31 protein-coding genes are annotated in these 26,383 nt (G+C 63.8%); 8 read left to right on the forward strand and 23 right to left on the reverse strand.

All coding sequences use genetic code 11. The annotated features are described in order from the left end of the window. Positions 1–5 precede the first annotated feature (5 nt). Positions 6–818, reverse strand: coding sequence for a MetQ/NlpA family ABC transporter substrate-binding protein (locus tag HHL14_RS20500; RefSeq protein WP_169499447.1), 813 nt, complete (start codon positions 816–818; stop codon positions 6–8). On the opposite strand from HHL14_RS20500, the gene HHL14_RS20505 reads away from it, so the two are divergent. Next, complete coding sequence (locus HHL14_RS20505; protein WP_169499448.1) at positions 817–1,062, forward strand: hypothetical protein; 246 nt, start codon at positions 817–819, stop codon at positions 1,060–1,062. The two genes, HHL14_RS20500 and HHL14_RS20505, sit on opposite strands and share 2 nt — an antisense overlap. 59 nt (positions 1,063–1,121) lie before the next feature. Further along, positions 1,122–1,412, forward strand: coding sequence for a YciI family protein (locus HHL14_RS20510; protein WP_169499449.1), 291 nt, complete (start codon positions 1,122–1,124; stop codon positions 1,410–1,412). A gap of 250 nt (positions 1,413–1,662) precedes the next feature. On the opposite strand, the gene HHL14_RS20515 is transcribed toward HHL14_RS20510, so the two are convergent. From HHL14_RS20515 to HHL14_RS20535, 5 genes are read right to left on the reverse strand one after another with little or no spacing between them, the layout of a single operon-like run. Beyond that, entirely contained in the window at positions 1,663–2,280 is a 618-nt protein-coding gene (locus tag HHL14_RS20515; RefSeq protein ID WP_169499450.1) for an SCO family protein, read from the reverse strand. Positions 2,281–2,284: 4 nt separating this feature from the next. Then, on the reverse strand, positions 2,285–3,190 hold the full coding sequence (gene cyoE / locus HHL14_RS20520; RefSeq protein WP_169499451.1) for a heme o synthase: 906 nt from the start codon (positions 3,188–3,190) through the stop codon (positions 2,285–2,287). Between the two features lie 5 nt (positions 3,191–3,195). Beyond that, positions 3,196–4,305, reverse strand: a complete 1,110-nt coding sequence (locus tag HHL14_RS20525) for a COX15/CtaA family protein (protein ID WP_169499452.1) — start codon at positions 4,303–4,305, stop codon at positions 3,196–3,198. Between the two features lie 23 nt (positions 4,306–4,328). After that, positions 4,329–5,015, reverse strand: a complete 687-nt coding sequence (locus tag HHL14_RS20530; protein ID WP_169499453.1) for an SCO family protein — start codon at positions 5,013–5,015, stop codon at positions 4,329–4,331. 52 nt (positions 5,016–5,067) lie between these two features. Next, a complete protein-coding gene (locus tag HHL14_RS20535) occupies positions 5,068–5,784 on the reverse strand; it encodes an SURF1 family protein (protein WP_169499454.1) in 717 nt (238 codons plus the stop codon). A 111-nt stretch (positions 5,785–5,895) separates the two neighbouring features. Between HHL14_RS20535 and HHL14_RS20540 the strand changes: the two genes are divergently transcribed. After that, complete coding sequence (locus HHL14_RS20540; RefSeq protein WP_008921867.1) at positions 5,896–6,105, forward strand: twin transmembrane helix small protein; 210 nt, start codon at positions 5,896–5,898, stop codon at positions 6,103–6,105. Between the two features lie 215 nt (positions 6,106–6,320). Here HHL14_RS20540 and HHL14_RS20545 read toward each other — a convergent pair whose 3' ends face one another. The 8 genes from HHL14_RS20545 to HHL14_RS20575 form a co-directional block, all read right to left on the reverse strand. Continuing rightward, positions 6,321–7,178, reverse strand: coding sequence for a cytochrome c oxidase subunit 3 (locus tag HHL14_RS20545; protein WP_169499455.1), 858 nt, complete (start codon positions 7,176–7,178; stop codon positions 6,321–6,323). Between the two features lie 125 nt (positions 7,179–7,303). After that, on the reverse strand, positions 7,304–7,513 hold the full coding sequence (locus HHL14_RS20550; RefSeq protein ID WP_169499456.1) for a DUF2970 domain-containing protein: 210 nt from the start codon (positions 7,511–7,513) through the stop codon (positions 7,304–7,306). 48 nt (positions 7,514–7,561) lie between these two features. Continuing rightward, on the reverse strand, positions 7,562–8,203 hold the full coding sequence (locus HHL14_RS20555) for a cytochrome c oxidase assembly protein (protein WP_169499457.1): 642 nt from the start codon (positions 8,201–8,203) through the stop codon (positions 7,562–7,564). Between the two features lie 42 nt (positions 8,204–8,245). Further along, positions 8,246–8,380 (reverse strand): cytochrome oxidase small assembly protein, encoded by a 135-nt coding sequence (locus HHL14_RS33285; protein ID WP_217710909.1) that lies wholly within the window; start codon positions 8,378–8,380, stop codon positions 8,246–8,248. A 127-nt stretch (positions 8,381–8,507) separates the two neighbouring features. Further along, the gene (gene ctaD, locus HHL14_RS20560; RefSeq protein WP_169499458.1) at positions 8,508–10,121 is read right to left on the reverse strand and encodes a cytochrome c oxidase subunit I; all 1,614 of its coding nucleotides are present in this window, start codon (positions 10,119–10,121) and stop codon (positions 8,508–8,510) included. 44 nt (positions 10,122–10,165) lie between these two features. Then, positions 10,166–11,776, reverse strand: coding sequence for a cytochrome c oxidase subunit II (gene coxB / locus HHL14_RS20565; RefSeq protein WP_169499459.1), 1,611 nt, complete (start codon positions 11,774–11,776; stop codon positions 10,166–10,168). A gap of 68 nt (positions 11,777–11,844) precedes the next feature. Beyond that, positions 11,845–12,321, reverse strand: a complete 477-nt coding sequence (locus HHL14_RS20570) for a DUF2244 domain-containing protein (protein WP_169499585.1) — start codon at positions 12,319–12,321, stop codon at positions 11,845–11,847. Positions 12,322–12,725: 404 nt separating this feature from the next. Then, entirely contained in the window at positions 12,726–13,691 is a 966-nt protein-coding gene (locus HHL14_RS20575; protein WP_169499460.1) for a methyltransferase domain-containing protein, read from the reverse strand. A gap of 132 nt (positions 13,692–13,823) precedes the next feature. On the opposite strand from HHL14_RS20575, the gene HHL14_RS20580 reads away from it, so the two are divergent. Both HHL14_RS20580 and trmL read left to right on the forward strand, forming a co-directional pair. Then, complete coding sequence (locus tag HHL14_RS20580; RefSeq protein ID WP_329601711.1) at positions 13,824–14,570, forward strand: ComF family protein; 747 nt, start codon at positions 13,824–13,826, stop codon at positions 14,568–14,570. Positions 14,571–14,588: 18 nt separating this feature from the next. Further along, on the forward strand, positions 14,589–15,059 hold the full coding sequence (gene trmL / locus HHL14_RS20585) for a tRNA (uridine(34)/cytosine(34)/5-carboxymethylaminomethyluridine(34)-2'-O)-methyltransferase TrmL (protein ID WP_169499462.1): 471 nt from the start codon (positions 14,589–14,591) through the stop codon (positions 15,057–15,059). Here the strand turns inward: trmL and HHL14_RS20590 are convergent. The 5 genes from HHL14_RS20590 to HHL14_RS20610 all read right to left on the reverse strand — a co-directional run bounded on the left by HHL14_RS20590 (position 15,032) and on the right by HHL14_RS20610 (position 18,010). Next, positions 15,032–15,592, reverse strand: coding sequence for an O-acetyl-ADP-ribose deacetylase (locus HHL14_RS20590; protein WP_169499463.1), 561 nt, complete (start codon positions 15,590–15,592; stop codon positions 15,032–15,034). The genes trmL and HHL14_RS20590 overlap by 28 nt on opposite strands. A gap of 95 nt (positions 15,593–15,687) precedes the next feature. Further along, positions 15,688–16,686, reverse strand: coding sequence for an NAD(P)H-dependent glycerol-3-phosphate dehydrogenase (locus HHL14_RS20595; protein WP_169499464.1), 999 nt, complete (start codon positions 16,684–16,686; stop codon positions 15,688–15,690). 19 nt (positions 16,687–16,705) lie between these two features. Next, the gene (gene secB / locus HHL14_RS20600; protein WP_169499465.1) at positions 16,706–17,182 is read right to left on the reverse strand and encodes a protein-export chaperone SecB; all 477 of its coding nucleotides are present in this window, start codon (positions 17,180–17,182) and stop codon (positions 16,706–16,708) included. 145 nt (positions 17,183–17,327) lie between these two features. Further along, the gene (grxC, locus tag HHL14_RS20605; RefSeq protein WP_013088272.1) at positions 17,328–17,588 is read right to left on the reverse strand and encodes a glutaredoxin 3; all 261 of its coding nucleotides are present in this window, start codon (positions 17,586–17,588) and stop codon (positions 17,328–17,330) included. Further along, on the reverse strand, positions 17,585–18,010 hold the full coding sequence (locus HHL14_RS20610; RefSeq protein ID WP_169499466.1) for a rhodanese-like domain-containing protein: 426 nt from the start codon (positions 18,008–18,010) through the stop codon (positions 17,585–17,587). The genes grxC and HHL14_RS20610 overlap by 4 nt, the downstream gene beginning before the upstream one ends. 136 nt (positions 18,011–18,146) lie before the next feature. On the opposite strand from HHL14_RS20610, the gene gpmA reads away from it, so the two are divergent. From gpmA to HHL14_RS20625, 3 genes are all read left to right on the forward strand, one after another. Next, positions 18,147–18,893 (forward strand): 2,3-diphosphoglycerate-dependent phosphoglycerate mutase, encoded by a 747-nt coding sequence (gene gpmA / locus HHL14_RS20615; RefSeq protein WP_169499467.1) that lies wholly within the window; start codon positions 18,147–18,149, stop codon positions 18,891–18,893. Positions 18,894–19,284: 391 nt separating this feature from the next. Next, positions 19,285–20,868, forward strand: a complete 1,584-nt coding sequence (locus tag HHL14_RS20620) for a S41 family peptidase (protein WP_169499468.1) — start codon at positions 19,285–19,287, stop codon at positions 20,866–20,868. 243 nt (positions 20,869–21,111) lie between these two features. Continuing rightward, the gene (locus HHL14_RS20625; RefSeq protein ID WP_169499469.1) at positions 21,112–21,870 is read left to right on the forward strand and encodes a HesA/MoeB/ThiF family protein; all 759 of its coding nucleotides are present in this window, start codon (positions 21,112–21,114) and stop codon (positions 21,868–21,870) included. Between the two features lie 98 nt (positions 21,871–21,968). On the opposite strand, the gene ptsP is transcribed toward HHL14_RS20625, so the two are convergent. The 4 genes from ptsP to gshB form a co-directional block, all read right to left on the reverse strand. Continuing rightward, positions 21,969–23,714 (reverse strand): phosphoenolpyruvate--protein phosphotransferase, encoded by a 1,746-nt coding sequence (gene ptsP / locus HHL14_RS20630; RefSeq protein ID WP_169499470.1) that lies wholly within the window; start codon positions 23,712–23,714, stop codon positions 21,969–21,971. A gap of 366 nt (positions 23,715–24,080) precedes the next feature. Next, positions 24,081–24,350, reverse strand: coding sequence for an HPr family phosphocarrier protein (locus tag HHL14_RS20635; RefSeq protein WP_167048441.1), 270 nt, complete (start codon positions 24,348–24,350; stop codon positions 24,081–24,083). 97 nt (positions 24,351–24,447) lie between these two features. Continuing rightward, positions 24,448–24,975, reverse strand: a complete 528-nt coding sequence (locus HHL14_RS20640) for a PTS sugar transporter subunit IIA (protein WP_169499471.1) — start codon at positions 24,973–24,975, stop codon at positions 24,448–24,450. A 375-nt stretch (positions 24,976–25,350) separates the two neighbouring features. Next, positions 25,351–26,307, reverse strand: a complete 957-nt coding sequence (gene gshB / locus HHL14_RS20645) for a glutathione synthase (protein WP_169499472.1) — start codon at positions 26,305–26,307, stop codon at positions 25,351–25,353. Between the last annotated feature and the right edge of the window lie 76 nt (positions 26,308–26,383).

A 26,383-nucleotide genomic window follows, 5' to 3' on the forward strand; every position in this document is an offset into this window, starting at 1 on the left:
GTCGCTTAGAACGACGGCACCATCGAACCCTTGAACTGCGTCTTGATGAATTCGCGCACGTCTTCCGACTGATACGCGGCGACCAGCTTCTTGACCCACGGCTGATCCTTGTCCTTCGCGCGCACGGCGATCAGGTTCGCATACGGGCTGTGGATGTCTTCGAGCGCGATCGCGTCTTTGGTCGGCTGCAGGCCGGCGGCCAGCGCGAAGTTCGTGTTGATGACGGCGGCGTCGACGTCCGCGAGCGAACGCGGCAGTTGCGCGGCGTCGAGTTCGATGAACTTGATCTTCTTCGGGTTCTCGGCGATGTCGAGCGGCGTCGCATTGTTGCCGCCCGTGCCCGCGCCGGCCTTCAGCTTGATCACGCCTTGCGATTGCAGCAACAGCAGCGCGCGGTTTTCGTTCGACGGATCGTTCGGCACCGCGATCTTGCCGCCCTGCGGCAGATCCTTCAGCGACTTCAGCTTCTTCGAATACGCGCCGAGCGGCGAGATGTAGGTCAGACCCGCATTCGCGAGCTTGTAGCCGCGCTGCTTGATCTGGCTGTCGAGGTACGGCTGGTGCTGGAAGCTGTTCGCGTCGAGGTCGCCGGCGTCGAGCGCGGCGTTCGGCTGGATGTAGTCGTTGAATTCGACGACCTTCACGTTCAGGCCTTCACGCTTCGCGACCTTGGTGACGACTTCCCAGATCTGCGCGTCCGGGCCGCCGATGGTGCCCACCTTGATGACCTTGTCGTCGGCGTGCGCGCCGAAGCTGGTCAGGATCGCCGCGCCGGCGACGACGGCGGTAAGGGCTTTGAGGAGGTTTCTGCGCTGCATGTCATTCTCGCTGTTGCTGATCGACTCGATGTCGATGACGTTCCGGCCGATGCCGGAACCGGATAAAAAACTAGCGGCGCACGCGTTCATGCAGGTGCACCGTCGGCCAAGCCCTAAATTGTTTCATATGGCCGGGAAGTTGGGAAATACCCTGATCGCATATGGTTATGCGAGGTTGATCCCGCGCAGCCGGCAAGCACGCTCCACGCGCGTCGGCTTCATGCGACGGCGAAGCCGCGACTAGCCCCATAATTCAAGGCCGAGGGCGCTAGCGGCCCCGTTCATTCGCCAGTGAGAACCACCATGTATGTGATCAATCTTGTCTACACCGCGTCGCTCGAACGCATCGACGATGCGCTCGACGCCCATCGCGCATTTCTCGCGAAGCAGTTCGACGCGGGCATTTTCGTCGCGGCCGGACCGAAAATCCCGCGCGACGGCGGCATCATCCTCGCGGTGCGTATCGAGCGCGACAGGCTCGAGCGAATCCTCGCCAGCGATCCGCTCGCCGAACAGCAGCTCGCGCGTTATGAGGTGACGGAGTTCAAGACGACGCGTCTCGCGCCGGGGCTGAATCTGCCGATCCCGGTTTGAGTGCGGGCGGGTAACGAAGCGGGATTGAAGCGGAATAGGCGTGTGAGCGGTTCGGGTGGACTCGTGCGCCGCTTGATGCAAGCTTAATACGCGCTCGATGCCCGTTGCTTGATGTCCATCGCTGATGCCCGCTTGATACCCGTTACGCGCTTCAGATGTTTTACACGCGCCGCACCATGTCATGACAATGCGGCACCACCACGCGCAGCCACCACAGCGGCTTCACGCTGTGAGGCGTTACGCGGTAGCGTCAATCAAGCAGCAGCTTGAAGTCGTGCACCCACGGCGTCGCACCCTGGCCATCGCGCGCGAACAGGCGCAGCTTGCCGTCCGTGTCGAACACATAGCTCGCGGCCGTGTGATCCATCGTGTAGCTGTCGGGCGTCTTGCCTGGCACCTTCGCGTAGTAGACGCGGAAGTCTTTCGCAACCTTCGCGAGCTGCGCCTCGCTGGCCGGACGCAGACCGACGAAGCTCGGATTGAACGCCGGCACATATTGCGCGAGCAACTGCGGCGTGTCGCGTTCGGGGTCGACGGTGACGAACAGCACCTGCACGCGCTTCGCGTCGTCGGGGCCGAGCTGCTGCAACGCCTGCGACAGTTCGGCCATCGTCGTCGGGCAGACGTCCGGGCAATGCGTATAGCCGAAGAACAGCACGACCACCTTGCCCTTGTAGTCGGCGAGCGTGTGGATCTTGCCGGAGGTGTCGGGCAACGCGAAGTCGCTGGCGAATTGCGTGTTGCCGGTGATATCAAGGTTCGTGAAAGCCGGCGGCTGCTTGCCGCAGCCCGCCACGAGCAGTGTGCCGCCGAGCGCGCAAGCCATCACAGCAGCGCGAGCGACGCGCGCAAAGCGGTTCTTGAGCATGGTGTTACGCGCCGATCACGACGCGCGCGTAATGGTCGATCAACAGCGCGGCGAACAGCAGCGACAGATAGACGATCGAATAACGGAAGGTTCTGCGCGCGAGATCGTCCGAGTATTGCCGGTAGATCTTCCACGCATAGGCGAGAAACACGGCGCCGAGCAGCACCGCGGAGGCGAGATACACGACGCCGCTCATGCCCGAAACGAACGGCATCAGCGTGACCGCGAACAGGATCACCGTGTACAGCAGGATATGCAGACGCGTGTACTTTTCGCCGTGCGTATTCGGCAGCATCGGCAGACCGGCGTTTTCGTAGTCTTTGCGGCGGTACAGCGCGAGCGCCCAGAAATGCGGCGGCGTCCACACGAAGATGATCAGCACCAGAATCCACGCGTCGCCGGGCACATGACCCGTGACCGCGGCCCAACCGAGCGCCGGCGGCATAGCGCCCGACGCGCCGCCGATCACGATGTTCTGCGGCGTGGCCGGCTTCAGCAACAACGTATAGATGACCGCATAACCGACGAACGTGGCGAGCGTAAGCCACATGGTCAGCGGATTGGCGAACGTGTACAGCGTCCACATGCCGAGACCGCCGAGCACGGCCGAGAACAGCAGGATCTGCGGCGTGGTGATTTCGCCGCGCGCCGACGGCCGCCACGAGGTGCGGCGCATCTTCGCGTCGATCTGCTGCTCGACGAGGCAGTTGATCGCGAACGCGGCGCCGGCCAGCAGCCAGATGCCGACCGTGCCACCGATCAGCACGGTCCACGGCACCATGCCGGGCGTCGACAGAAACATGCCGATGACCGCGCAGAACACCGCGAGCTGCGTAACACGCGGCTTGGTCAGGGCGAGATATTGGGAAACCCGGCTACCGGGCGTCTGGGAGAGTGTTGTGCTGTCCATGTGAGTCACGCTGGCGCGGCATCGCGCGCTGGGAGCGTGGCGCGGCCGGGACGGCTATAAGCGGTCCGAAAGTTTAACATAACGAGCAAAAGCAGCAGGATCGCGGCCCCGCCGTTATGGGCGACCGCGATCGGTAACGGCCATTGCAACACGATGTTCGACAACCCCGTGATGAACTGCACCAGCACCACCAGCAGCACACCGTTCGCGGGTCGCCGCAGCGATTCGAAGCGGCGCATTTTCAGCGCGAACCACACCAGATAGGCGATCACGACGAACGCGAACGTGCGATGCGTCCAGTGAATCGCGACCAATGCGTCCTGCGTGATCACGTCGCCGTCGCCGGTCATGCCGAGCGCGCGCCACAGATGGAAGCCGTGCGCGAAGTCCATCGGCGGAATCCATTGGCCGTTGCAGGTCGGGAAGTCGGTACACGCGAGCACCGCGTAGTTCGTGCTGACCCAGCCGCCCAGCGCGATCTGCAGCACCAGCAGCGCGAGACCCGCGAGCGCCGCCGCGCGCCAGCGGGCGGCCTCGGGCTCGTAAGCGGGCAGCGGCGTCAGGCGCGCGGCCAGCCAGCCGAGCGTGCCGAGCAGCGCAAGACCGAGCAGCAGGTGCGTGGTCACGATGACCGGTTGCAGCTTCATCGTCACGGTCCACGCGCCGAACGCGCCCTGCACGAGGATCAGCAGCAGCAGCGAAGTCGGCCACCACGGCGACACGTGCAGCGGACGGCGCTTGATACGCGCGGTCCACGCGATGATCGTCTGCGCGATGATCAGCACGCCGATCGCCATCGCAAAGTAGCGGTGGATCATCTCGATCCACGCCTTCGTCATGCTGACGGGCCCGCTCGGCATCGCCTGATAGGCGGCGGAAATCGCCGCGTGCGCGATGAACGGCGACGACGTACCGTAGCAGCCCGGCCAGTCCGGGCAGCCGAGACCGGAATCGGTGAGGCGCGTGAAGCCGCCGAACATCACGAGGTCGAGCGTGAGAAAGGTGGTGAGCCAGACCAGCTTGCGGAATTTGTTGTCGTCCGCCTTAACCCACACGTAGGACAGCGGCAACAACGCGATACACAGGCCGATCAGGGCCAGTTGCAGTACGAACATCTTTCTTTACCCTGTTTGCAGCATCAGCCGATCCGCGACCATTTGAGCAGCTTGGTCAGATCGCTCTTGATCTTGCTCGGATTGGCGTCTTTCGGGAAACGCATCATCAGATTGCCGTTCGGATCGACCAGGTAAATATGGTCGGTCACCTGGGTGCCGGTGTCGGCGGGCAGCCACGCAGCCACCTGCGTCGGATCGGCGATCAGCATGTCGGTGTCGGGATAGGCGGTTTGTATCACGTCGGCGACCTTATCCGCATCCGTGCGCAGCCACACTTCCATGACGCGCTCGCGTTCCGGCCCCTGGGCTGCGCGGATTTGCCGCATGAAATAGAGCTTGGTCACGCAGGCTTTATCGCACGCGCTGCCGTCGACCGAGATCATCAGCCAGTGGCCGCGCAGCGACGAGAGCTGGAGCGGCTTGCCATCTTCGCCCGTGACCGTCAGCGCTTCGGGAATCGGCCGCTGCGGCTCGATCAGCGTGCCGTAATTGGTGGTGCCGCCGCTCGGCTTGACCACGTAATACATGAAGTACGAGATCGCGATCGGCGCCGCGCAGATCACCGCGAGCAGCAGCAGGATCCAGCGGCCACGCTGCCACGAGCCCGGACCGTTCGGTTGGCCGGGGATCGCTTTTGCCGCGGCGGATTGGCCGGTGGATTTGTCGCTGGATTTGCCGACCTGCGGCGAACGGGGAGTTTGAGTCGACACTACAGAACCTCTTTCGATGATTGGGCGGCTGCCGGCCGCGCCGTAGACTACCTCATGCGCCCGCTGCGTGCTCTTTTCTCGCCGCGCGGCGCGCCGCATACAGACCGAACGCGAGCGCCGCGGCGGCCATGCCCCACCACTGCAGCATGTAGCCGTAATTGCGCTCGACGCCCATGGTCGGCGCCGGCCAGTCGCGCACGAGGCCGTCGCGAGCGTCGCCGGTTTGCTGGATCACGAACGCCTGCAACGGCAGCCCGGTTTCGGCGGCATACGTGGCGACGTCGAGATTCTGACGGATCAGCTGATGCGCGGCCGAGCCGCCCTGCCCGAGCTCGAACGCGCGCGACGCATCCGCTCGCGCAATCCCTTCGATCTCGACTTCGCCCGACGGCGTCGTGTACGGCGCGATGGTCTCGCGGTTGCTCATATTGCGCGGCAGCCAGCCACGATTGACCAGCACGTAGCCGCCGTCGGCCAGTTTAAAAGGCATTACGACGTAAAAGCCGGGCTGGTCGTTATACGGACGATTATCGAGGTACACGACCTTGTCCGCGACGAAACTGCCGCGCGCCTTCACGCGATGAAACTCGACGTCCTTGAGCGCGAGCGGCGCGTCGCGGACGGGCAGCGCGGGCGCATTTTCGAACTGCGTGATGCGCGCTTCGAGCGCTTCCTTCTGATGCGCGCGATCGCGCTGCCAGAAACCGAGCCGCACCGTCACGACCACCACCAGCAGGATCAACAGCGCGGGAATCAGGCGAAACTTCATTGCAAACACTCCGGTACCGCGTTCGACGCCGCCGGGAACCCACGGCGGACGCCCGCGCGCAGTGCGATAATGAATGTCTTGCCGCTGCGCTTTCCGGTTTCAGTTGGTTCCATGCACATTATCGTTCCCATCGCCTTTGCTCTGATCATCGCCAGCATGGTGTCGGCGCTGTATTTCATGATGCACGACAAAGGCAAGACCAAGCGGATGGTCTGGTCGCTCGCCACGCGCGTGGGCCTGTCGATCTCGCTGTTCCTGTTCATCCTGTTCGCACACTGGATGGGCTGGATTCAGTCGACCGGAATTCCCTACGGCCGCTGACGCCGAAGCTGGCAACCAGGCCGACAGCCACGCCGGCCCCATTGCGAACGCCAGCACAAAACTTCCACGCCACCAAACAAAACGCCGCCCCGACAGGTCGAGGGCGGCGCTGCATCCATCCTTTCCTACTGCTCGCACGCGCCGCCCGACAGGGCTTACACGTGCGATCCGCGCCGGCGTTGGCTAGCAGCCAGCAACGCGCGGATCCGACTGCGTTACAGCCAGTACACGACGACGTACAGACCGAGCCACACGACGTCAACAAAGTGCCAGTACCAGGCCGCGCCTTCGAACGCGAAGTGATGCTCCGCCGTGAAGTGGCCGCGGATCAGACGCGCGAGCACCACCGCCAGCATCGTGCCGCCGAGGAACACGTGGAAGCCGTGGAAGCCGGTCAGCAGGAAGAACGTCGAACCGTAGATGCCCGATGCGAGCGTCAGGTTCAGTTCGTTGTACGCGTGGAAGTATTCGAAGCCCTGCAGGAACAGGAAGCACACGCCCAGCACGAGCGTCGCCGCGAGCCACACGATTGCCTTCCGGCGATGGTTGTCGCGCAGCGCATGGTGCGACACCGTCAGCGTCGCGCCCGACGACAGCAGCAGCGCCGTGTTGATCGTCGGCACCGGCCACGGCTGCATCGACTTGTAGGTCGACACCAGATTCGCGGGACCATTGTTCGGCCACACCGCCGAGAAGTCCGGCCAGATCAGCTTGAAGTCGAGGCTGCCGAGCTGATGCAGCGCGATTTCACGCGCGTAGAACAGCGCACCGAAGAACGCGCCGAAGAACATCACTTCGGAGAAGATGAACCAGCTCATGCTCCAGCGATACGAACGGTCGACGTTCTTGCCGTACATGCCGCCTTCCGACTCGGCAATCGCGTCGCCGAACCAGTGCCACAGCGTAAAGAGCAGCCACAGCAAACCGGCGAAGACGCCGATCGGCGCCCAGCTCTGTTCGTTGATCCAGGCCGCAAGCGATCCGAGCATGACCAGCAACCCGGCAGCGGCGCTGATCGGATGCCGCGACGGATGCGGTACGAAATAGTACGGGCTCTCGTTTTGACCGCTCATTCTTGATTCTCCACTTCAGTCCAGTTGTTCCGGAATTCCCGGCTGTATCCTCGGCGGCGCGTCGATACCGCACCGCTTCACTCTAATTCGTGGGCATCGCCCTGCTGCCGCGCCCCGGTACCGCCTCAACCGACCACGAGGCGCACGATCAGAATCAGCACCCCGATCAGGATCGCCGCACCGATCAGCCCACCCGCGATCAGATGCAGCGGGTTCAACTGCTCAGCATCCGCCTCCAGATCGCGGCGCTTGCGCACGCCGAAAAACGACCAGAACACCGCGCGCATCGACTGCCCGAAGGTGCTCTTGCGCGGACCGCCGCCGTTATCGCTCATTTCGCTCCGTCTTCCTTCTCTTGCGCCGCCCGTGCCGTCATATCGGCATCAGGCCGGCTTCGCGGCGGTAGCCGCCGCGGTGTTACCCACGCCGACCGAACCGGTCGCGCTCGCCTTCGGCGCTGCATCGTCCGTGTTCGCCGCGGGCGTGTTCAACTCGAAGAACGTGTACGACAACGTGATCGTCTTCACGTCCTTCGGCAACTTCGGATCGACCACGAACACCACCGGCATCCGCTTCGTCTCATTCGCGTTCAAGGTCTGCTGCGTGAAGCAGAAACACTCGATTTTCCTGAAATACTCGGTCGCCTGTTTCGGCGCGTAGCTCGGAATGGCCTGCGCGCGGATCGTGCGCGACTGTTCGTTGCTGACGTCGTACATGACCGTCGTCACTTCGCCCGGATGCACGTCGAGACTGCGCTGCTCCGGTTTGAAACCCAGCAGGCCGCGCGCGTTCGCATCGAATTCGATCGAGATCGTGCGGCTCATGTCGACCTGCGTATTCTTCGCCTCGCGCGCCGAAACATCGCGCTGCACGAGGTTGTTGACGCCGGTGATCTGGCAGATCGCCCGATACATCGGCACCAGTGCGAAACCGAAACCGAACATCATCAACGCGACGACGAACAGCTTGATCAGCATCGAACGGTTAAAAGAGCGATCGGCCTCGGCCGGCGGTTGCGTCGACATCTGAATCCTCAACAAACCTGCAAACAGACTGCGAAGGCTGTGTTAGCTGAACCAGCACTGCTTGAGAATGACGCTCGCGAAAAACACCGCCGCGATCGCGAACATCACCAGACCGATGCGCCTGTTGCCCGCGCGAATCTGCTCCGGCGTACGTCTTTCCTGTGGATTGCGCGTCATGCTCGACATTCTGAAATATCTCTGACTTCAATGACGGGGCCGCACCTGCACTGCGGCCCCGCGGGAAGCGCCAAGTTCCGGTTGCGGCATGCTACCCCGCCGGAACCGGCACTTCGCCGGATCATTCTTACTCGACGGTCGGCGGATGCTCGAACGTATGGAACGGAGCCGGGCTCGGCACGGTCCACTCGAGGCCCGTTGCGCCATCCCACGGCTTGTCGCCCGCTTCTTCGAGCTCGCCGCCACCACGGTAAGCCGGCAGCGCGACCGCGAACAGGAAGTAGACCTGCGCGAGACCGAAGCCGAATGCGCCGATCGTGATCACCTGGTTCCAGTCGGTGAACTGTGCCGGGTAGTCGGCGTAACGACGCGGCATGCCGGCAAGACCGACGAAGTGCATCGGCAGGAACGCGAGGTTGAAGAAGAACATCGACGCCCAGAAGTGGATCTTGCCGCGCGTTTCGTTGTACATCCAGCCGGTCCACTTCGGCGCCCAGTAGTACCACCCTGAGAACAGCGCGAATAGTGAACCCGCCACTAGCACGTAGTGGAAGTGCGCGACCACGAAATAGGTGCCGTGATACTGGATGTCGAGCGGCGCCATGGCGAGCATCAGACCCGACAGGCCACCGAACGTAAACACGATCAGGAAGCCGACCGCGAACAGCATCGGCGTTTCGAACGACAGCGAACCGCGCCACATCGTCGCGACCCAGTTGAACACCTTCACGCCGGTCGGCACCGCGATCAGCATCGTCGCGTACATGAAGAACAGCTGGCCCGTGACCGGCATGCCGGTGACGAACATGTGGTGCGCCCAGACCATGAACGACAGGATCGCGATCGAGGCCGTCGCGTACACCATCGAGCTATAGCCGAACAGCGGCTTGCGCGAGAACGCCGGGATCACCTGCGAGACGATCCCGAACGCCGGCAAGATCATGATGTACACCTCGGGGTGCCCGAAGAACCAGAAGATGTGCTGGTACATGACCGGGTCGCCGCCGCCTGCCGCGTTGAAGAACGACGTGCCGAAGTGGCGGTCGAACAGCACCATCGTGATCGCGCCCGCGAGAACCGGCATCACGGCGATCAGCAGGTACGCGGTGATCAGCCACGTCCACACGAACATCGGCATCTTCATCAGCGTGAGGCCGGGTGCGCGCATGTTCAGGATCGTCACGACGATGTTGATACCGCCCATGATCGACGACGCCCCCATCAGGTGGACCGCGAAAATCGCGAAGTCCATGCCCGGGCCCATCTGCGTGGAGAGCGGCGCGTACAGCGTCCAGCCCGCGGCGGTCGCGCCGCCCGGCGAGAAGAACGAACCGACCAGCAGGATCGCCGCCACCGGCAGCAGCCAGAAGCTGAAGTTGTTCATCCGCGCGAACGCCATGTCCGATGCGCCGATCTGCAGCGGTACCATCCAGTTCGCGAAGCCGACGAACGCCGGCATGATCGCGCCGAACACCATGATCAGACCGTGCATGGTGGTCAGCTGATTGAAGAACTCGGGACGCATGATCTGCAGACCCGGCTCGAACAGCTCGGCACGGATCATCAGCGCCATCACGCCCCCGGACAGGAACATGGTGAACGAGAAGATCAGGTACAGCGTACCGATGTCCTTGTGGTTGGTTGCGAACAGCCAACGACGCCAGCCATGCGGCGTTTCGTGGGCATGGTCGCCGTGCACGTGCTCGTGGCCCGCGACTACATCGTGTCCGATGCTAGACATGACAATCTCCTAAAGCGAATTCTGCGGTGCTGACCATGAACACGTCAGGCTGCCGGGCTGATCTGAACGCGCCGGGCTTCCTTCGCGTCGGTGCCGCCGGTGATCGTTTCCGGCTTCTTCAAAATAATATGGTCTTCGGCGATGCCGGCTGCCTTCAGCGCGTCGCGAACGGCTTCGGCGCGGGTCTTCGCGAGCTTCGCGTTGAGATCGGCGGAGCCGGTTGCGTCGGTGTAGCCCGACAGCGTGAATTTCGCATCCGGGTGCGCCTTCGCGTAGGCCGCGGCCGCGTCGACCGCTGCTTTCGCGTCGGCCGGCAGCGTGCTCTTGCCGGTATCGAAGTAGACGCTCGCCGGCAGCGTAGCCGCCGCAGCCGCACCGTTATCCGATGCAGCCGGCGCGGACGCCGCTTCCGGAGCCGATGCCGCCGCGCCTGCCGCAGCACCTGCGTCGGCCAGATGATCGCCGCCTTCCGGCAGCTTGCCGTTGCGTGCGTCGGCCACCTGCTTCGGCTGGAGGATGTCGCCGGTGTGGTTGCCCCACGAGTTACGTTCGTACGTGATCACCGAGGCGATTTCGACGTCGTTCAGCGTCGGCGCCCACGAAGGCATCGCGTTCTTGCCCTTCAGCACGAGGCTCACGTGTTGCGCGAGCGGGCCGTTGGCGATCTTGCTGCCGTCGAGCGCCGGGAATGCGCCCGCGCCCTTGCCGGTCGGCTGGTGGCAGACCGCGCAGTTCGCCGCGTAGACCTTGCCGCCGCGCTCCATCAGCTCGGCCATCGTGTACGTCTTGTTCGGATCGTCCTGGCCGGCAGCCATTTTCTTCTTCTGCGCGTCGACCCACTTCGCGTAGTCTTCGGCCGACAGCACGTCGACGACGACCGGCATGAACGCGTGTTCCTTGCCGCACAGCTCGGTACAGAAGCCGCGGAACGTGCCGACGCGGTTAGCCTTGAACCACGTGTCGCGCACGAAGCCCGGAATCGCGTCCTGCTTCACGCCGAAGGCCGGCACGTACCAGGAGTGGACCACGTCGTTCGCGGTGGTGATGATGCGGATTTTCTTGTCGACCGGCACCACGAGCGGGTTGTCGACTTCCTGCAGATAGAGCGTGGAGATCGGCTCGCGACCTTCGGTTTGCGCACGCGGGGTAGCCAGCGTGGACAGGAAGCTGATGCCCTCGCCCGGACCCTTCACGTAGTCGTAGCCCCACTTCCACTGGTAGCCGGTGACCTTGACGGTGAGGTCCGCGTTCGAGGTGTCCTTCATCGCGACGACGGCCTTGGTGGCGGGCAGCGCCATCAGCACGACGATGACGAACGGCACGATCGTCCAGATGATTTCGACGGTGGTGCTTTCGTGGAAATTGGCGGCCTTGTGACCCTTCGATTTGCGGTGAGCAAAGATCGAATAGAACATCACCCCGAACACGCCGACGAAGATCACCGTGCACAGAACCAGCATGAACATGTGGAGGCTGAACAGCTCCTCAGCGATTCTCGTTGCAGGCGGCTGGAGATTGATCGCATTGACGGCGGGGCCGCCGGGAGCATCGCCCACTGCCAGGGCGGCCCCGGCGAAAAGCAGTCCGCTCGTCGCCAGCACGCTCGTGAGCGCTCGCTTGATTGTTTTCATAGCTTCCTTACCCAAATTTTCCATTCAAACCCCTCGACCCCGCTGACAGCGTGTCTCGCGCGCCCCTTGAACGTCGCGTGTCCGGCACCACTTCAACACCGTGCCAGCCACATCCGCAGCTCGCCTGCGAACTGCGCGCGCCGATTCTGCGCGAGATGCTGCCCGATCATGATCGTCTGCCCGCGCGAGACCAGTTTGATCTGATCGCGCGGCGTTGCGCCCGGCTCGATCCGCACCCAGCGCGGATTGAATTCGAACTGCGTAATCTGCTCGGCGCTCACCTGCTCGATCACGAGCCGGTTGGAAAACAACCGGATGCGCTCGTAATCGACAGCATGACGCGCATATATTGCAAACGCGACACCTACCGCCAGCAACTCGATTCCGGTGAACGGCAACACCAGCCAGGCGCCGACCAGAACCAGCATGAAAGCAATTGCCAGCGAGAACAACGCAAGCGACACATACAGACAGACGAACTGCCGCGGCGATATCGAACAGTTGCGCTTCATGGTCCAGTCCTTCAGGACTGGCTCCGAATCCGCCAGCAGATGATCTGAAGCGCCCATCGCTGCCTCCTGCGAATCGTCGCGTCCGGCCTGCCTTCTTCTACTCCGGATGCATCTTGCGGCCGCCGCTTTTGCCAGCAATCCGCCAGCACTTCCGTTGCTGCGAGCGACCGCCCGAACCACTACCGCATCACTTCATGTTGCAGCCTACGCGTTGGGTGTGCCGCCCCAAATGTGGGAACTTCGGGCGACAAACTGACGCATTATAGGCGCGATCCAAAGCATCGACAAGCAAGCCCAGATTGGCCCACAAGCCAGGCGCGACAAGCCTTAGCGCCATTTTTCCTGACCTTCTGCAACTGTTTCGGAGGGCAAATCCCAGGCATAACGGATGTCCTCTTTCCCGCTTTCACAACACGTCGAACGCAGCGTCAACAAGCTGTTGATGACGGCCGCGCAATCTGCTAACCGCGCTTCGCGGAGCCTCGTCCGATGTCCTCGATCCGCACGATCCCATGCCCTTCGGCCGTAGTGCGCGGCACCGCCTTCCATGCGTGACCGTAGATCACTTCGAAGGTCAGCGCGATCGTGCCGTCGGCGCGGCGGCGCGCTTCGAGCGCGGCGAGCAGCGCCTTGTGCAGCCGCCGCGCGACCACCCCGTGCGCCTCCTCACGCTCGAACGGATAGGCGCCCCAGCGGCGCACGTCCGCGAGCAGCGACTCGGATGACTTGTAGGTGATCGTGAGCGTTTCCTGGTCCATCACCGGAATCTCGAAACCGGCTTCGACGAGCATGTCGCCGAGATCATGCATGTCGACGAAGTCGATCACATGCTTGCGCGACGCGACGCCATGCGCGGCCTCGATCTCGGCATAGACACCGCGCAACTCTTTCAGCGTGTCGGGGCCGAGCGTGCTGAACATCAACAGTCCGTTGACCTTCAGCACACGTTGCCATTCGGGAAAGACGAGATCGGGCCGCGAATGCCAGTGCAGCGCCAGATTGGACCAGATGAATTCGAATGCGCCGGCCGCGAACGGCAGCGCGGAGAAGTCGGCCTGCGCGAAACGCGGGCCGCGTGCGCCGAGCGCCTTGCCGAGCGATGCCGGCAGAAAGCGTCGCCAGCTGGTGTCGCCGGCATCGTGACGCAACGCGCGCGTGAGCATGCCGTGCGACAGATCGGAGCCGAACACCGGCGCCTCGGGAAAGCGCTCGCGCAATGCGGGGATGTCCTCGCCCGCGCCGCAACCGGCGTCGAGCACGCTCGTGGGCGTCACCTTGATGTAATCGAGACGCTCGCGCATGCGCTGCGCAATCTCGCGCGGCAGGAACGCAACCTCGTCGAAGGTGGCGGCGCGGCGGTCGAAAATACGCCTGAGGCGCCGTGAATCATTGGCCGGACGGCCAGATTGAGCGGGTGTTGGGGACATGAGTGTCGTGCTGGCGTAGAGCTCGAAGTATACTCGTTCGCTTCCCCGCATTCAGCGTGAACGGCCTCGCGAGGCTTTCCCAGCGTCCCACTCGTGCGATTTCAGTCACTTTCTTCGTCCTGTCGCAATCGGATCACGCGTTTTGCGCGCGATCTGCAGTCGGCTTCGTCGCGCGCGCTGCAGGCCGCGTTGCCAAACCTGTGCGCGTTATGCGGCAATTTGTCGCATAACGTGTTGTGCGACGGTTGCGACGCGGCGTACTGGAACGAGAGCCGCCTGCGTTGCACGGTCTGCGCGGTGCCGCTGCCTTCGTCACGCTGGGCGGCCCATGCGCATTACCGCTGCGCCGATTGCGTGGGCGAGCCGCCGGCGTTCGACGCGAGCTTCGCGCTCGCCGACTATCGCGCGCCACTCGACACGCTCGCGGTCGGCCTCAAGTTCCGCGCCCGCCTGATGCTCGCGCGCGACTTCGCGCAGCGCCTCGCGCGACTCGCGCAGGACGCGTGGCGCGACGACAGCGAGCGGCCGGACGTGATCGCGCCGGTGCCGCTCGCGGGGCGCCGTCTGGCCGAGCGCGGCTACAACCAGGCGTGGCAGATCGCGAGGCCGCTCGCCCGCGCGCTCGGCGTGCGCAGCGACGCGACCTTGCTCGAGCGCACGCTCGACACCGCGCCGCAGTCGAAACTCGATCTCGACGCGCGCCGGCAGAACGTCGGCCATGCGTTTCGCGTCGCCCATGCGGTGCGCGGCCTGCACGTGGGTATCGTCGACGATGTGATGACGAGCGGCGCGACGCTCGAAGCGCTCGCGCATACGCTGAAAGCCGCCGGCGCGCGGCGGGTCACGAATTTCGTCGCTCTGCGCACTCCGAAAAACTAGTTTTTACGTGGTCTCCTTATGTTCAACGTCGTTCTCGTAGAACCCGAAATTCCGCCGAACACCGGCAACGTGATCCGCCTGTGCGCGAACACCGGCGCGCGGCTTCATCTGATCGAGCCGCTCGGCTTCCCGCTCGACGACACCAGGATGCGCCGCGCCGGCCTCGACTATCACGAGTACGCGGAGATGAACGTGCATGCCGATTGGGCCGCGTTCGTCGCAAAAGAAACGCCGGACCCGACGCGTATGTTCGCGTTCACGACGCGCGGCTCGGGCCGTTTTCACGACCACGCGTTCCAACCCGGCGACTGGTTCGTGTTCGGCGCCGAAACGCGCGGTCTACCGGACACGGTGCTCGAACGCTTCCCGAACGAACAGCGCGTGCGACTGCCGATGCGCCCCGGCAATCGAAGCCTGAATCTGTCGAACACGGTGGCGATCGTGGTCTTCGAAGCGTGGCGTCAGGCCGGCTTCGAAGGGGGCAACTGAACGCGGTCGAGTTCGGCCTTGTAGCGCGCGAACATCGCGTCGTCGAAACAGGCGAATGTCACGTGCCGCATATGCGGCGTGCGCGGCAAGGTATCGAGCACGGTCGCGACTGCGATGCGTACAGCATCGTCGGCGGGGAAACGGTAAATGCCGCAACTGATCGCCGGAAAGGCGATGCTCGTGCATCGCGCATCGCGCGCGACTTCGAGCGAACGTTGGTAGCACGAGGCCAGCAGATCGGCTTCGCCATGCGCGCCGCCGCGCCAGACCGGACCCACCGCGTGAATCACGTGCTTTGCCGGCAGACGATAGCCGCCGGTGATTTTTGCGTCGCCGGTCGCGCAGCCGCCGAGCGTTTCGCATTCGCGCAGCAAGTCCTTGCCGGCCGCGCGATGGATCGCGCCATCCACGCCGCCTCCGCCCAATAGCGAGGTATTCGCGGCATTGACGATCGCGTCGACCGCGAGCGTCGTGATGTCGACCACGCGCGCTTCGAGCGAGCAAATTCCGTGACTGAAAGTGAAGGTAGGCATAGGAACCTCGCTGGGCCGGGCTTCGATAACGAAGTGGACACCGAGGCGAAGCAGCCGTTCAACGCAGATAGCGCTAAACGGCTGATAGAAAAGGCTTATTCGGCTTTCGAATCGCGCCGCAGCAGCGCGCTGACCGCATCGCGCGGTGCCACGCCGTCGAACAGCACAGCACACACCGCCTGCGTGATCGGCATCTCGATCGCGTGAGCCCGTGCGATGGCGAGCACGGCCTGCGCGCAACGCACGCCTTCGGCCACGTGACCGAGGCCGCCGAGGATGTCGTCGAGCGTGCGGCCGCTGGCCAGTTGCAGACCCACGGTGCGGTTGCGCGACAGATCGCCGGTTGCCGTCAGAATCAGATCGCCGAGGCCGGTCAGGCCGGTGAAGGTTTCCGCGCGTCCACCGAGCGTCACGCCGAGGCGCGACATTTCAGCGAGCCCTCGCGTGACCAGCGCCGCGCGCGCATTGAGACCGAGCCCGAGACCGTCGGCAATGCCCGTCGCAATGGCCAGCACGTTTTTCACCGCGCCGCCCACTTCGACACCGACGACGTCGTCGCCGGTATAGATACGCATCGCGCCGTGATGGAACGCGGCAACCGTGCGCTCGCGGCATGCCGCCGACGGGCTCGCGACCGTCAACGCGACCGGCAATCCCTGCCCGACTTCGCGCGCGAAGCTCGGCCCGGACAGCACGCCGTTGCTCGCATGCTGCGGCAATTCGGCGGCGACCACCTGATGCGGCAGCAATTGCGAATCGGCTTCGAAACCTTTGCACAGCCACACGATGTGCGCCGGCACCTTGCCCGCGTCGCGCATCGTGCGCAGCAGGCCGCGCAAACCGGCAACCGGCGTCGCGACGACGCACAGCGCGTCGTCGGCGAGCGCGTGATCAAGCGCCGCGCCGAGCGCGGCTTCATAGCGAAGCGCGGACGGCAACGCAACGCCCGCCAGATAGCGGGCGTTTTCATGCGAAGCGGAAAGCTCGGCGACGAGCGCGGCTTCCCGCGCCCACAACACCGTGTCGTGCCTTAAGGCCAGATGGCCGGCAAGGGCGGTGCCCCATGCGCCGGCGCCGAGAACGGCGACCTTCATAGCCGGCACCGCGCGCGCCTTAATGCGTGACGCCGTTTTGCGCCGCGCCGTCCTGCTGGGCCGCGCTCAGTTGCGCGAGACGCTGCTCGTAGAGCGCCTGGAAGTTGATCTCGGCGAGGTGGATCGGCGGGAAGCCTGCGCGGGTGATCGCGTCGGCGATGTTCGAGCGCAGATACGGGAACAGGATGGTCGGGCAGGCGATGCCGACGAGCGGATCGATCTGCTCGGCAGGAATGTTACGAATGTCAAAAATTCCGGCCTGCTTCGCTTCGATCAGGAACGCCACCTTGTCGGCCACCTTGGCCGTGACCGTACCCGTCACGAGGATTTCGAACACGGATTCGGCAAGGCGCTCGGCCTTCACGTCGACTTCGACTTCGACCGACGGCATTTCCTGCTCGAGGAAGATCCCCGGCGAATTCGGCTGCTCGAGCGACATGTCCTTCAGATAGATGCGCTGGATGTTGAAGAACGGCTGGTTATTCTCGTCGGACATGATGGTGTTCCCTGATAGGTATGCGTGACGGCGGCCGATGCGTGCATGGGCCGCCAGATTGTTGCGCCGGCTCGCGCGCTCCACGAAGGAGCAGGCGCGCCGGCTGGTCGAGTGTCTGCCCGCGCGCGCGGCGCGGCAGGCAAACTCAGGCTGCTTCGAGCAGCGGCGTCAGACCACCCGCGCGATCGAGCGCGGACAGATCATCATAGCCGCCGACGTGCGTCTCGCCGATGAACACCTGCGGCACCGTGCGACGACCGGTCCGGGTCATCATCTCTTCGCGACGGGCCGGGTCCTTGTCGATCAGTACTTTCTCAACGTGCTCGACGCCGCGCGACTTTAAAAGACGTTCGGCCATCTGGCAATACGGGCACACCTGCGTGCTGTACATGATCACTTTATTCACTTGGCTGCTCCTTGTTTCACAACCGGCATACCGGCTTTCTGCCAGGCGTCGACGCCGCCCTCGAGAACATGGACTTCCGCGTATCCCGCTTCCTGCACGATACGCGCTGCCTTGTTCGACTGCTGGCCGGTCTGGCACACCAGCAGTACCGGGTTGCTCTTGTTCTTCGCGAGTTGCGCGACCTTCGCCTGCAATTCCGCGAATTCGAAGTGCCGTGCCGACGGCAGATGCCCGCTGGCGTAATCGGCGGACGACCGCAGGTCGATGACCGCCGCGTTGCGCCGGTTGATCAGCTGGGTCGCTTCCGCGGCCGAGAGGCCGCCGCGTCCGCGCCGGGTGATGGTCGGCCACAGTAGCAACCCACCAGAGATGAGGACGATTGCGATCAGTACAAGGTTGGTGTAATCGGTGAAAAACTTCACGGAAGATCCGCCGGAAAGAGAGAAATCGGAAAGGGGAATCCGCGCATTATAAAATAACAGTTTGACGCGATGGCGACGCGCAGTAGAAGCGCCGCACAGCGCCCGACCGCTTCCTTACTACCGACCGGCAATTCTCATGTACAAACTCGTTCTCATCCGCCACGGCGAATCGACGTGGAACAAGGAAAACCGCTTCACCGGCTGGGTCGACGTCGACCTCACCGAGCAGGGCAACCGCGAGGCGCAGCAGGCAGGCGTGCTGCTCAAGGAATCGGGCTACACGTTCGACATCGCGTACACGTCGGTGCTCAAGCGCGCGATCCGCACGCTGTGGCACGTGCAGGACAAGATGGATCTGATGTACCTGCCCGTCGTGCATTCGTGGCGTCTGAACGAACGCCACTACGGCGCGCTGTCGGGTCTGAACAAGGCCGAAACGGCCGCAAAGTTCGGCGACGAACAGGTCCTGGTCTGGCGCCGCAGCTACGACACGCCGCCGCCCGCGCTGGAGCCGACCGACGAGCGCGCGCCGTACAGCGACCCGCGTTACGCAAAGGTGCCGCGCGAGCAACTGCCGCTCACCGAGTGCCTGAAGGACACCGTGGCGCGCGTGCTGCCGCTGTGGAACGAGTCGATCGCGCCGGCCATCAAGTCGGGCCGCAACATTCTGATCGCCGCGCACGGCAACTCGATCCGCGCGCTGGTCAAGTACCTCGACAACATCTCGGACAACGACATCGTCGGCCTCAACATTCCGAACGGCGTGCCGCTCGTCTACGAACTCGACGAAAACCTGAAACCGATCACGCACTACTATCTGGGCGACCAGGACGCGATCGCGAAGGCGCAAGCCGCGGTCGCGAGCCAGGGCAAGGCGGGCTGATCGCCGCGCTGGCCGTGTGTCCCGCGCGGCTAAACGCGCGGGACACACGAAGCCAGCCGGAGCGGAAAGAAATACTGTATTGCGCCGGATGGCCAGAGTCGCGGCCACGGCGCGGTCCACGGCGAGGGTTAGCGCCGCCGCGGATGCCAGCCTCGTGCATCGCCCCTGGGTTAGCGTTGCCTCAGCCTTGCACGGCAAGCATCCTCCTCGCCCCGTCGCGCGTTACGTTGCACTGCTGCGCAGACTCGGGCCGGATCTCGCGAACCAGGACCTTCCCGTACTGTCGAAGCACGATTGTTTGCACCGCGCCCTGAGCAGGCGGGTGTGCAGTTATACTTGTCCGTCCAATCTTTATCGACGCTGCCACGCGCTTCCGACCGCAACAGACTCTATGCGAAAGAACCTGAAAAATATCGGCCTGATTGCCGCGGGCCTTGCTACCGGTGTCTTTGCCACCCTGCAATTCTCCGCCTCGGCCGAGCAACCCGCGAGTGCCGTGGTTGCCCCGCTGCCGCTAGACCAGCTCAGGCTCTTTGCCGAAGTGTTCGGGCAGATCAAGCACGAATACGTCGAACCGGTCGACGACAAAAAGCTCCTCACCGCCGCAATCAAGGGCATGGTGTCGAGCCTCGACCCACACTCGTCGTATCTCGACAAGACCGATTACGAAGAGCTGCAAGAACAAACCAAGGGCCGCTTCGCGGGCCTCGGCATCGAAATTTCGTCGGAAGACGGCCTGATCAAGGTGATTTCGCCGATCGAGGACACGCCTGCGTTCCGCGCCGGCATCCGTCCGGGCGACCTGATCACGCGTATCAACGACAAGCCCGTGCGCGGCATGACGCTCGACCAGGCGGTCAAGCAGATGCGCGGCGAGCCGGGCACCAAGGTCACGCTGACCATCTTCCGCAAGACCGACGACCGCACGTTCCCGCTCACCGTGACGCGCGCGATCATCAAGGTGCAGTCGGTCAAGGGCAAGATCGTGGCGCCGGGCTTCGCGTACGTGCGCATCACGAGCTTCCAGGAACGCACCACGCCCGATCTCGCAGCCAAGCTGCAGGACCTCGCGCGCCAGGAGCCGAACCTGAAGGGCGTGATCCTCGATCTGCGTAACAACGGCGGCGGTCTGCTGCAAAGCGCGGTCGGCGTCGCCGGCGCGTTCCTGCCGCCGAACTCGGTGGTGGTGTCGACCAACGGCCAGATTCCGGATTCGAAGCAGATCTACCGCGATACCTACGACAACTATCGCCTGCAATCCTTCGACAGCGATCCGCTGAAGGACGTCCCGGCGATCTTCAAGACCGTGCCGATGATCGTGCTGACCAACGCCTACTCGGCGTCGGCATCGGAAATCGTCGCGGGCGCGCTGCAGGACCAGCACCGCGCGCTGATCCTCGGTAAGACCACGTTCGGCAAGGGCTCGGTGCAGACCGTGCGTCCGATGACCGCCGACACCGCGCTGCGTCTGACCACCGCGTACTACTACACGCCGAGCGGCCGCTCGATCCAGAACAAGGGTATCCGCCCCGATCTGCCGGTCGATCAATACGCGGACGGCGATCCGGACGACGCGCTCGTGACCCGCGAAGTCGACTACTCGAATCACCTGGCGAACACCCAGGATCCGAACGAGAAGAAGGAAGCGGAGCAGCGCGAGCAGGAGCGCATGGAGCAACTGCGTCAGCTCGAAGAGCAGAATGACAAGAAAACGCCGGAACAGCGCCAGAAGGATCGCGAGCGCAAGCCGGTGGAATTCGGTTCGGCCGACGACTACATGCTGCAGCAGGCGCTCAACAAGCTCGAAGGCAAGCAGGTGCAGGAATCGAAGTCGATCATGGAGCGCCGGCTCGCGCAGAACAAGCCGGCCACGTCGGCTTCCGCGCCGGTCGCGGTGAAACCGACCCAACCGGTACCGGGCGCATCGGGACCGGCACCGGCTTCGGCACCCGCGGCAGCTCCGGCCGGCAAGTAAAGCAGTAAGCCGCGTGTGTGTTCGTAGCTCGAAAGGCTGCGAACACACGCCGCGAGTGCGCCAGCAAAGTCGCCGTATGACCGGCAACGCGCCACGGCAAGCAGTACAACGAGTCACCCAGGTCCGCCCCAACGCAGACCGCAACAACCCACCCTCCCCGCGCGACTAAAATAACAGCGATGCAACGCGCGCCGCGGACCGCCGGTCCGTCTGCCGTTGCGCGACACCATCGCGCGTCCCGCCATGAATGACGATCAACTCCTCCGCTATTCCCGCCATATTCTCGTCGACGAAATCGGCATCGAAGCGCAGCAGCGTTTTATCGACGCTCACGCGATCATCGTCGGCGCGGGCGGCCTTGGCTCGCCGGCCGCGTTGTATCTCGCGGCTGCCGGCGTCGGCCGTCTGACGCTCGTCGATGCCGATACGGTCGATCTGACCAATCTGCAGCGGCAGATCCTGCACGTGAGCGAATCGGTCGGGCGCAAGAAGGTCGAATCCGGGCGTGACATGCTCGCGCGGATCAACCCCGAGGTCGTCGTCGAGGCGGTGGCCGAGCGCGTCGACGATGCGTGGCTCGATCGCGAGGTGCCGCACGCGACGGTCGTGCTCGATTGCACCGATAACTTCGCGACGCGTCACGCGATCAACCGCGCGTGCGTCAGGCATCGCGTGCCGCTGGTGTCGGGCGCGGCGCTGCGTTTCGACGGCCAGATCAGCACCTTCGACTTCCGCGACGACACATCGCCGTGCTACGCGTGCGTGTTTCCCGAAGACCAGCCGTTCGAAGAGGTCGCGTGTTCGACGATGGGCGTGTTCGCGCCGACGGTCGGCATCATCGGTTCGATGCAGGCCGCCGAAGCGTTGAAGGTGATCGGGGAAATCGGCACGCCGCTCACGGGCCGCCTGACGATGCTCGATTCGCTCCGGATGGAATGGAGCACGATGCGCATCGGACGTCAGCCGGATTGTCCAGTATGTGGACACGCGCACCGCTCGTGATGCGGTGTCATGCATGCCGTCCAGCGGACTGCTGAAATAAAAAAACGCCGCACACGTGCGGCGTTTTTTATTCAACGGCCCGGCAAAGCGCCTCGAACTCACACCAGCGCGACCCGCTTGAGCGCCGCCTGCACTTCTTCCGGCTCGAACGATGCGAGCACGTCGGCGACCGGCTTCTCGAGCGTCTTCACATGCGAGCGCAGCACTTCCTGCTTGACCTCCAGCAACTGGCTCGGATGCATCGAAAACTCGGTGAGGCCCATGCCGAGCAGCAGACGCGTCATTGCCGGATCGCCGGCCATCTCGCCACAGACCGACACCGGCACGCCCGCGCGCTTCGCCTCGCGCAGCGTGAACGCGATCAGATGCAGCACCGCCGGATGCAACGGGTCGTACAGATGCGCGACCGCGTTGTCCGCGCGGTCGATCGCGAGCGTGTACTGGATCAGATCGTTGGTACCGATCGACAGGAAATCGAGCCGCTTCAGAAACAGCGGCAACGCGATCGCGGCAGCCGGAATCTCGATCATCGCGCCGACCTGCACGTTCGGATCATAGGCGATGCCCGCATCGTCGAGCTGACGCTTGGCCTCGCGGATCAGGTCGAGCGTCTGGTCGATTTCCTGCGCATGCGCGAGCATCGGAATCAGGATCTTGACCTTGCCGAACGCCGACGCGCGCAGAATGGCGCGCAACTGCGTGAGGAACATCTGCGGTTCGGACAGGCTCCAGCGAATCGCCCGCAGCCCAAGCGCCGGATTCGCGGCGGTTTCGTAGCCATCGCCGGCGCTCATCGAATCGAGCGGCTTGTCGGCGCCGACGTCGATCGTGCGGATCGTCACCGGCAAACCGTTCATCAACTCGACCGCGCGACGATACGCGGCGAACTGCTCCTCTTCTTCAGGCAGCCGATCCTTGTGATTCATGAACAGGAACTCGGTACGGAACAGCCCCACGCCGGTCGCGCCCGACTCGATCGCCGCGCGCGCGTCGTCGGGCAATTCGATGTTCGCGCACAGTTCGATGCGCGTGCCGCACAGCGTTTGCGTCGGCGAAAACTTGAGGCGCTGCAGCTTGCGCTGCTCGAGCTCCTTCTCGCTTTGCCGATACGAGTACTCTTCGAGCACGATCGGCGCAGGATCGACGATCACGATGCCATGATCGCCATCGACGATGATCAGGTCGTCCTGGCGGATCAGCGCGCTCGCGTGCTGCACGCCGACCGCGGCCGGAATGCCCAGGCTGCGCGCGACGATCGCGGTATGCGACGTGCGCCCGCCGAGATCGGTGACGAAGCCCTGGAACGTCTGCGTCTTGAACTGCATCATGTCGGCCGGCGCGATGTCGTGCGCGACCACGATCATTTCATCGCACGCGCCGTGCACGCCGTCCGCGAGATTCGACGCGCCGGCGAGCGCTTTCAGCACGCGCTCGACCACCTGCTCGATGTCGGCTTTGCGCTCGCGCAGGTACTCGTCTTCGATGTCGTCGAAATGGCGCGACAGGCGTTCGAGCTGCTCGGTCAACGCCCATTCGACGTTGTAGCGACGCGTGCGGATCAGGTCGATGGTTTCCTGCACGAGCATCGCGTCGTTCAGGATCATCGTATGGACGTCGATGAACGCGCCCATTTCGCTGGGCGCGTCGGCAGCGAGATCGGCTCGCAGCGTGTTGAGCTCTTCATGCACGCGTTGCTGAGCAGCGCGAAAACGCGCGACCTCCCCTTCGATCTGGGCAGGTTCGATCAGATAGTGGTCGACGTCGAGTGCAGCCGGGGCGATCAGATAGGCCCGCCCGATGGCGATACCGCGTGACACGGGAATTCCATGCAGCGTGAACGACACGCGCACCTCCTCTAGTTGTGTGATGCCGCGGCAAACCGCTGCAATGCTCTCAGACTATAAAGGCCATTATAAATTCCGCGCCTTTTCGAAGTATGTCAGGCCTGTGTGCAACGCAGCACGAATTATCGTAATCAGCGCTCACGCATGGCCGATGACTTCATCATCACAAGTTATTGCGGAGATTTCTTTAAATATTGAAAAACGCCTATCGCCTTACGCGTTCTTTGCCGGCTCTTTCCAGCCTCTTTTCACGTCGATTAACACACAGGTTTTTTTGATATTCAAATGTTAGCGGCGAAAAAAAACCGCGGACTGAGCCACGGCTTTCTTCTATCAATCGAATCGCGAAACGCGTGGACTTATTGCTTATTGCCCTTCGCCGAACTTATCGGCGATCAGCTTCAGCAGCGCGTCCATCGCTTCCTGTTCGTCGCTGCCTTCCGTTTCGATCAGCACCGTACTGCCGATGCCCGCCGCCAGCATCATCACGCCCATGATGCTCTTCGCGTTGATGCGACGGCCATTGCGGCTCATCCAGATTTCCGCCTGATAGTTGCCCGCGAGTTGCGTCAACTTGGCCGACGCGCGCGCGTGCAGCCCCAGCTTGTTCACAATAGTCGTTTCCTGTTGCAGCATGTGATGGTCCGAAAAGCGCGGGTGAATGAAATGGTAAAGGGTGAAACCGAAAACCAGTTGCAAAGCGTTTGAAACCTTGCGCGAAAATCCGGCCGCTTTATAAGCCGGCCGTGTCCGTCTTCTGCGTCAGATCGGCATCGGCCGGCAACGCGGGGATACAGTCGCCAGGCGCCGCGTCGGGAGGCAGCGCCGGCAGGCAATCGCCCGATGCGGCCGGCGGCGCGACGGGCTCCGGCGTCGCCGGACCGATCGCGTGCACGCCCTTGGTCGCGCCGGCGAGCGCCTTGTCGACGAGCGTGTCGAGCGGCGTCGCACGATAACAGACCGCGCGCACCAGCATCGGCAGATTGACACCGCACAGCACGCGTACGTCCGGCACCGTCGCGAGCCGACCGGCGATATTCGCCGGCGTCGCGCCGAACATGTCGGTCAGCACGAGCGCGCCGTTTTCTTCCTTGAGCCGCGCGATTTCCGAATTCGCGAACGCGACGACCTGCGCGGGATCGCAATCCGGCGACACATCGATCACGCCGATGCGAGCCGGCAAACCGCCATAAATGTGGGAAATGCAATCGCGCAACGCGGTGGCGAATGGAGCGTGCGCAATGATCAGAATGCCTGCCATGTCAGCCTTGCTGCAAAAGAACGGCCCCAAAACCGCGGACCGGACGACAGCCCGGTTCGCCAGCGCCCCGGACCGGCCGTGGGTCGCGAGGGCGGGACACATCGTCAAGCGAGCGGCCCGCAGTACTCGCCTGCGTCTACGCTCTCCCTGCCCGCTCATCGGTCCGCGATCCGCGCCAGCGCCCTGTTGCAGCCGATACCGCTGCCGGACGACGCCTCGCGCGGGCGAGCGGGCATTGTATCAGGCTCGTTTTCGCGCCAAACCTCGTGGCCTGCCTGATGCGGACTCACTACGTAGTTTGGGGGCGCGGCCGGTCATTCAAGGCCGCCGTGGCCGCCCGCGCCGACACACGCGGCCGGCGCCCTGTGTCAGATGTCAGGCTGCCGCGCGCTCCAGCGCGTCGATGAACATCGCGGCGACGTCGAAGCCGGTTTGGTCCATGATCTCGCGGAAGCACGTCGGACTCGTGACGTTGACTTCGGTGAGCCAGTCGCCGATCGCGTCGAGCCCAACCAGCAGCAAACCGCGCGCGGCGAGCACCGGCGCGAGCGTATCGGCAATGTTGCGATCCTGTTCGCTCAGCGGCCGCGCGACGCCGAGGCCGCCCGCCGCGAGATTGCCGCGCACCTCATTACCCTGAGGAATCCGCGCGAGCGAATATGGCACCGCTTCGCCGCCGATCAGCAGGATGCGCTTGTCGCCGTCCTTGATCTCGGGGATGAATTTCTGCGCCATCACCGAACGCGCGCCGTCGTGGCTCAGCATTTCGATAATCGAGCCTAGGTTCATGCCGTCCGCCTTCACGCGGAACACGCCCATGCCGCCCATGCCGTCGAGCGGCTTCAGGATCACGTCGCCATGCTGCTCATGGAACGCCCGCAGACGCGTGGCGTCGCGCGTGACCAGCGTCGGCGCGACGAACTGCGCGAATTCGCCGATCGCCAGCTTTTCCGAATGATCGCGAATCGCCTGCGGCTTGTTGAAGATGCGCGCGCCGCCGCGCTCGGCCATCTCGAGCAGCCATGTCGACGTCACGTACTCCATGTCGAACGGCGGGTCCTTGCGCATCACGACCGCGCCGAAACTCTTCAGCGAGCGCGGCGCGGCGGGGTCGGCGGCGAACCAGACGTCGCGATGCAGATCGGCGGTATCGCCGACGATCGCAATGCGCTGCACGTTCGCCTCGACGTCGCCGCCCGTCCACGCGAGCTGCTTCGGCTCGCAGGTGTACACCGAATGACCGCGACGCGCCGCTTCGGCAATCATCGCGTAAGTCGAGTCTTTGTAGATCTTGAAGTGGCTAAGCGGATCAGCGATGAAAAGGATGTCCATGAAAGTCCCGGTGCGCCCTGATGGGCTTGGCATTATTCGTCAATATAGTCTTTGAAGACGGCGATGGCGGCACGCA

Origin of the sequence: Paraburkholderia antibiotica (assembly GCF_012927125.1) — a bacterium.
Taxonomy (GTDB): Bacteria; Pseudomonadota; Gammaproteobacteria; order Burkholderiales; family Burkholderiaceae; genus Paraburkholderia; species Paraburkholderia antibiotica.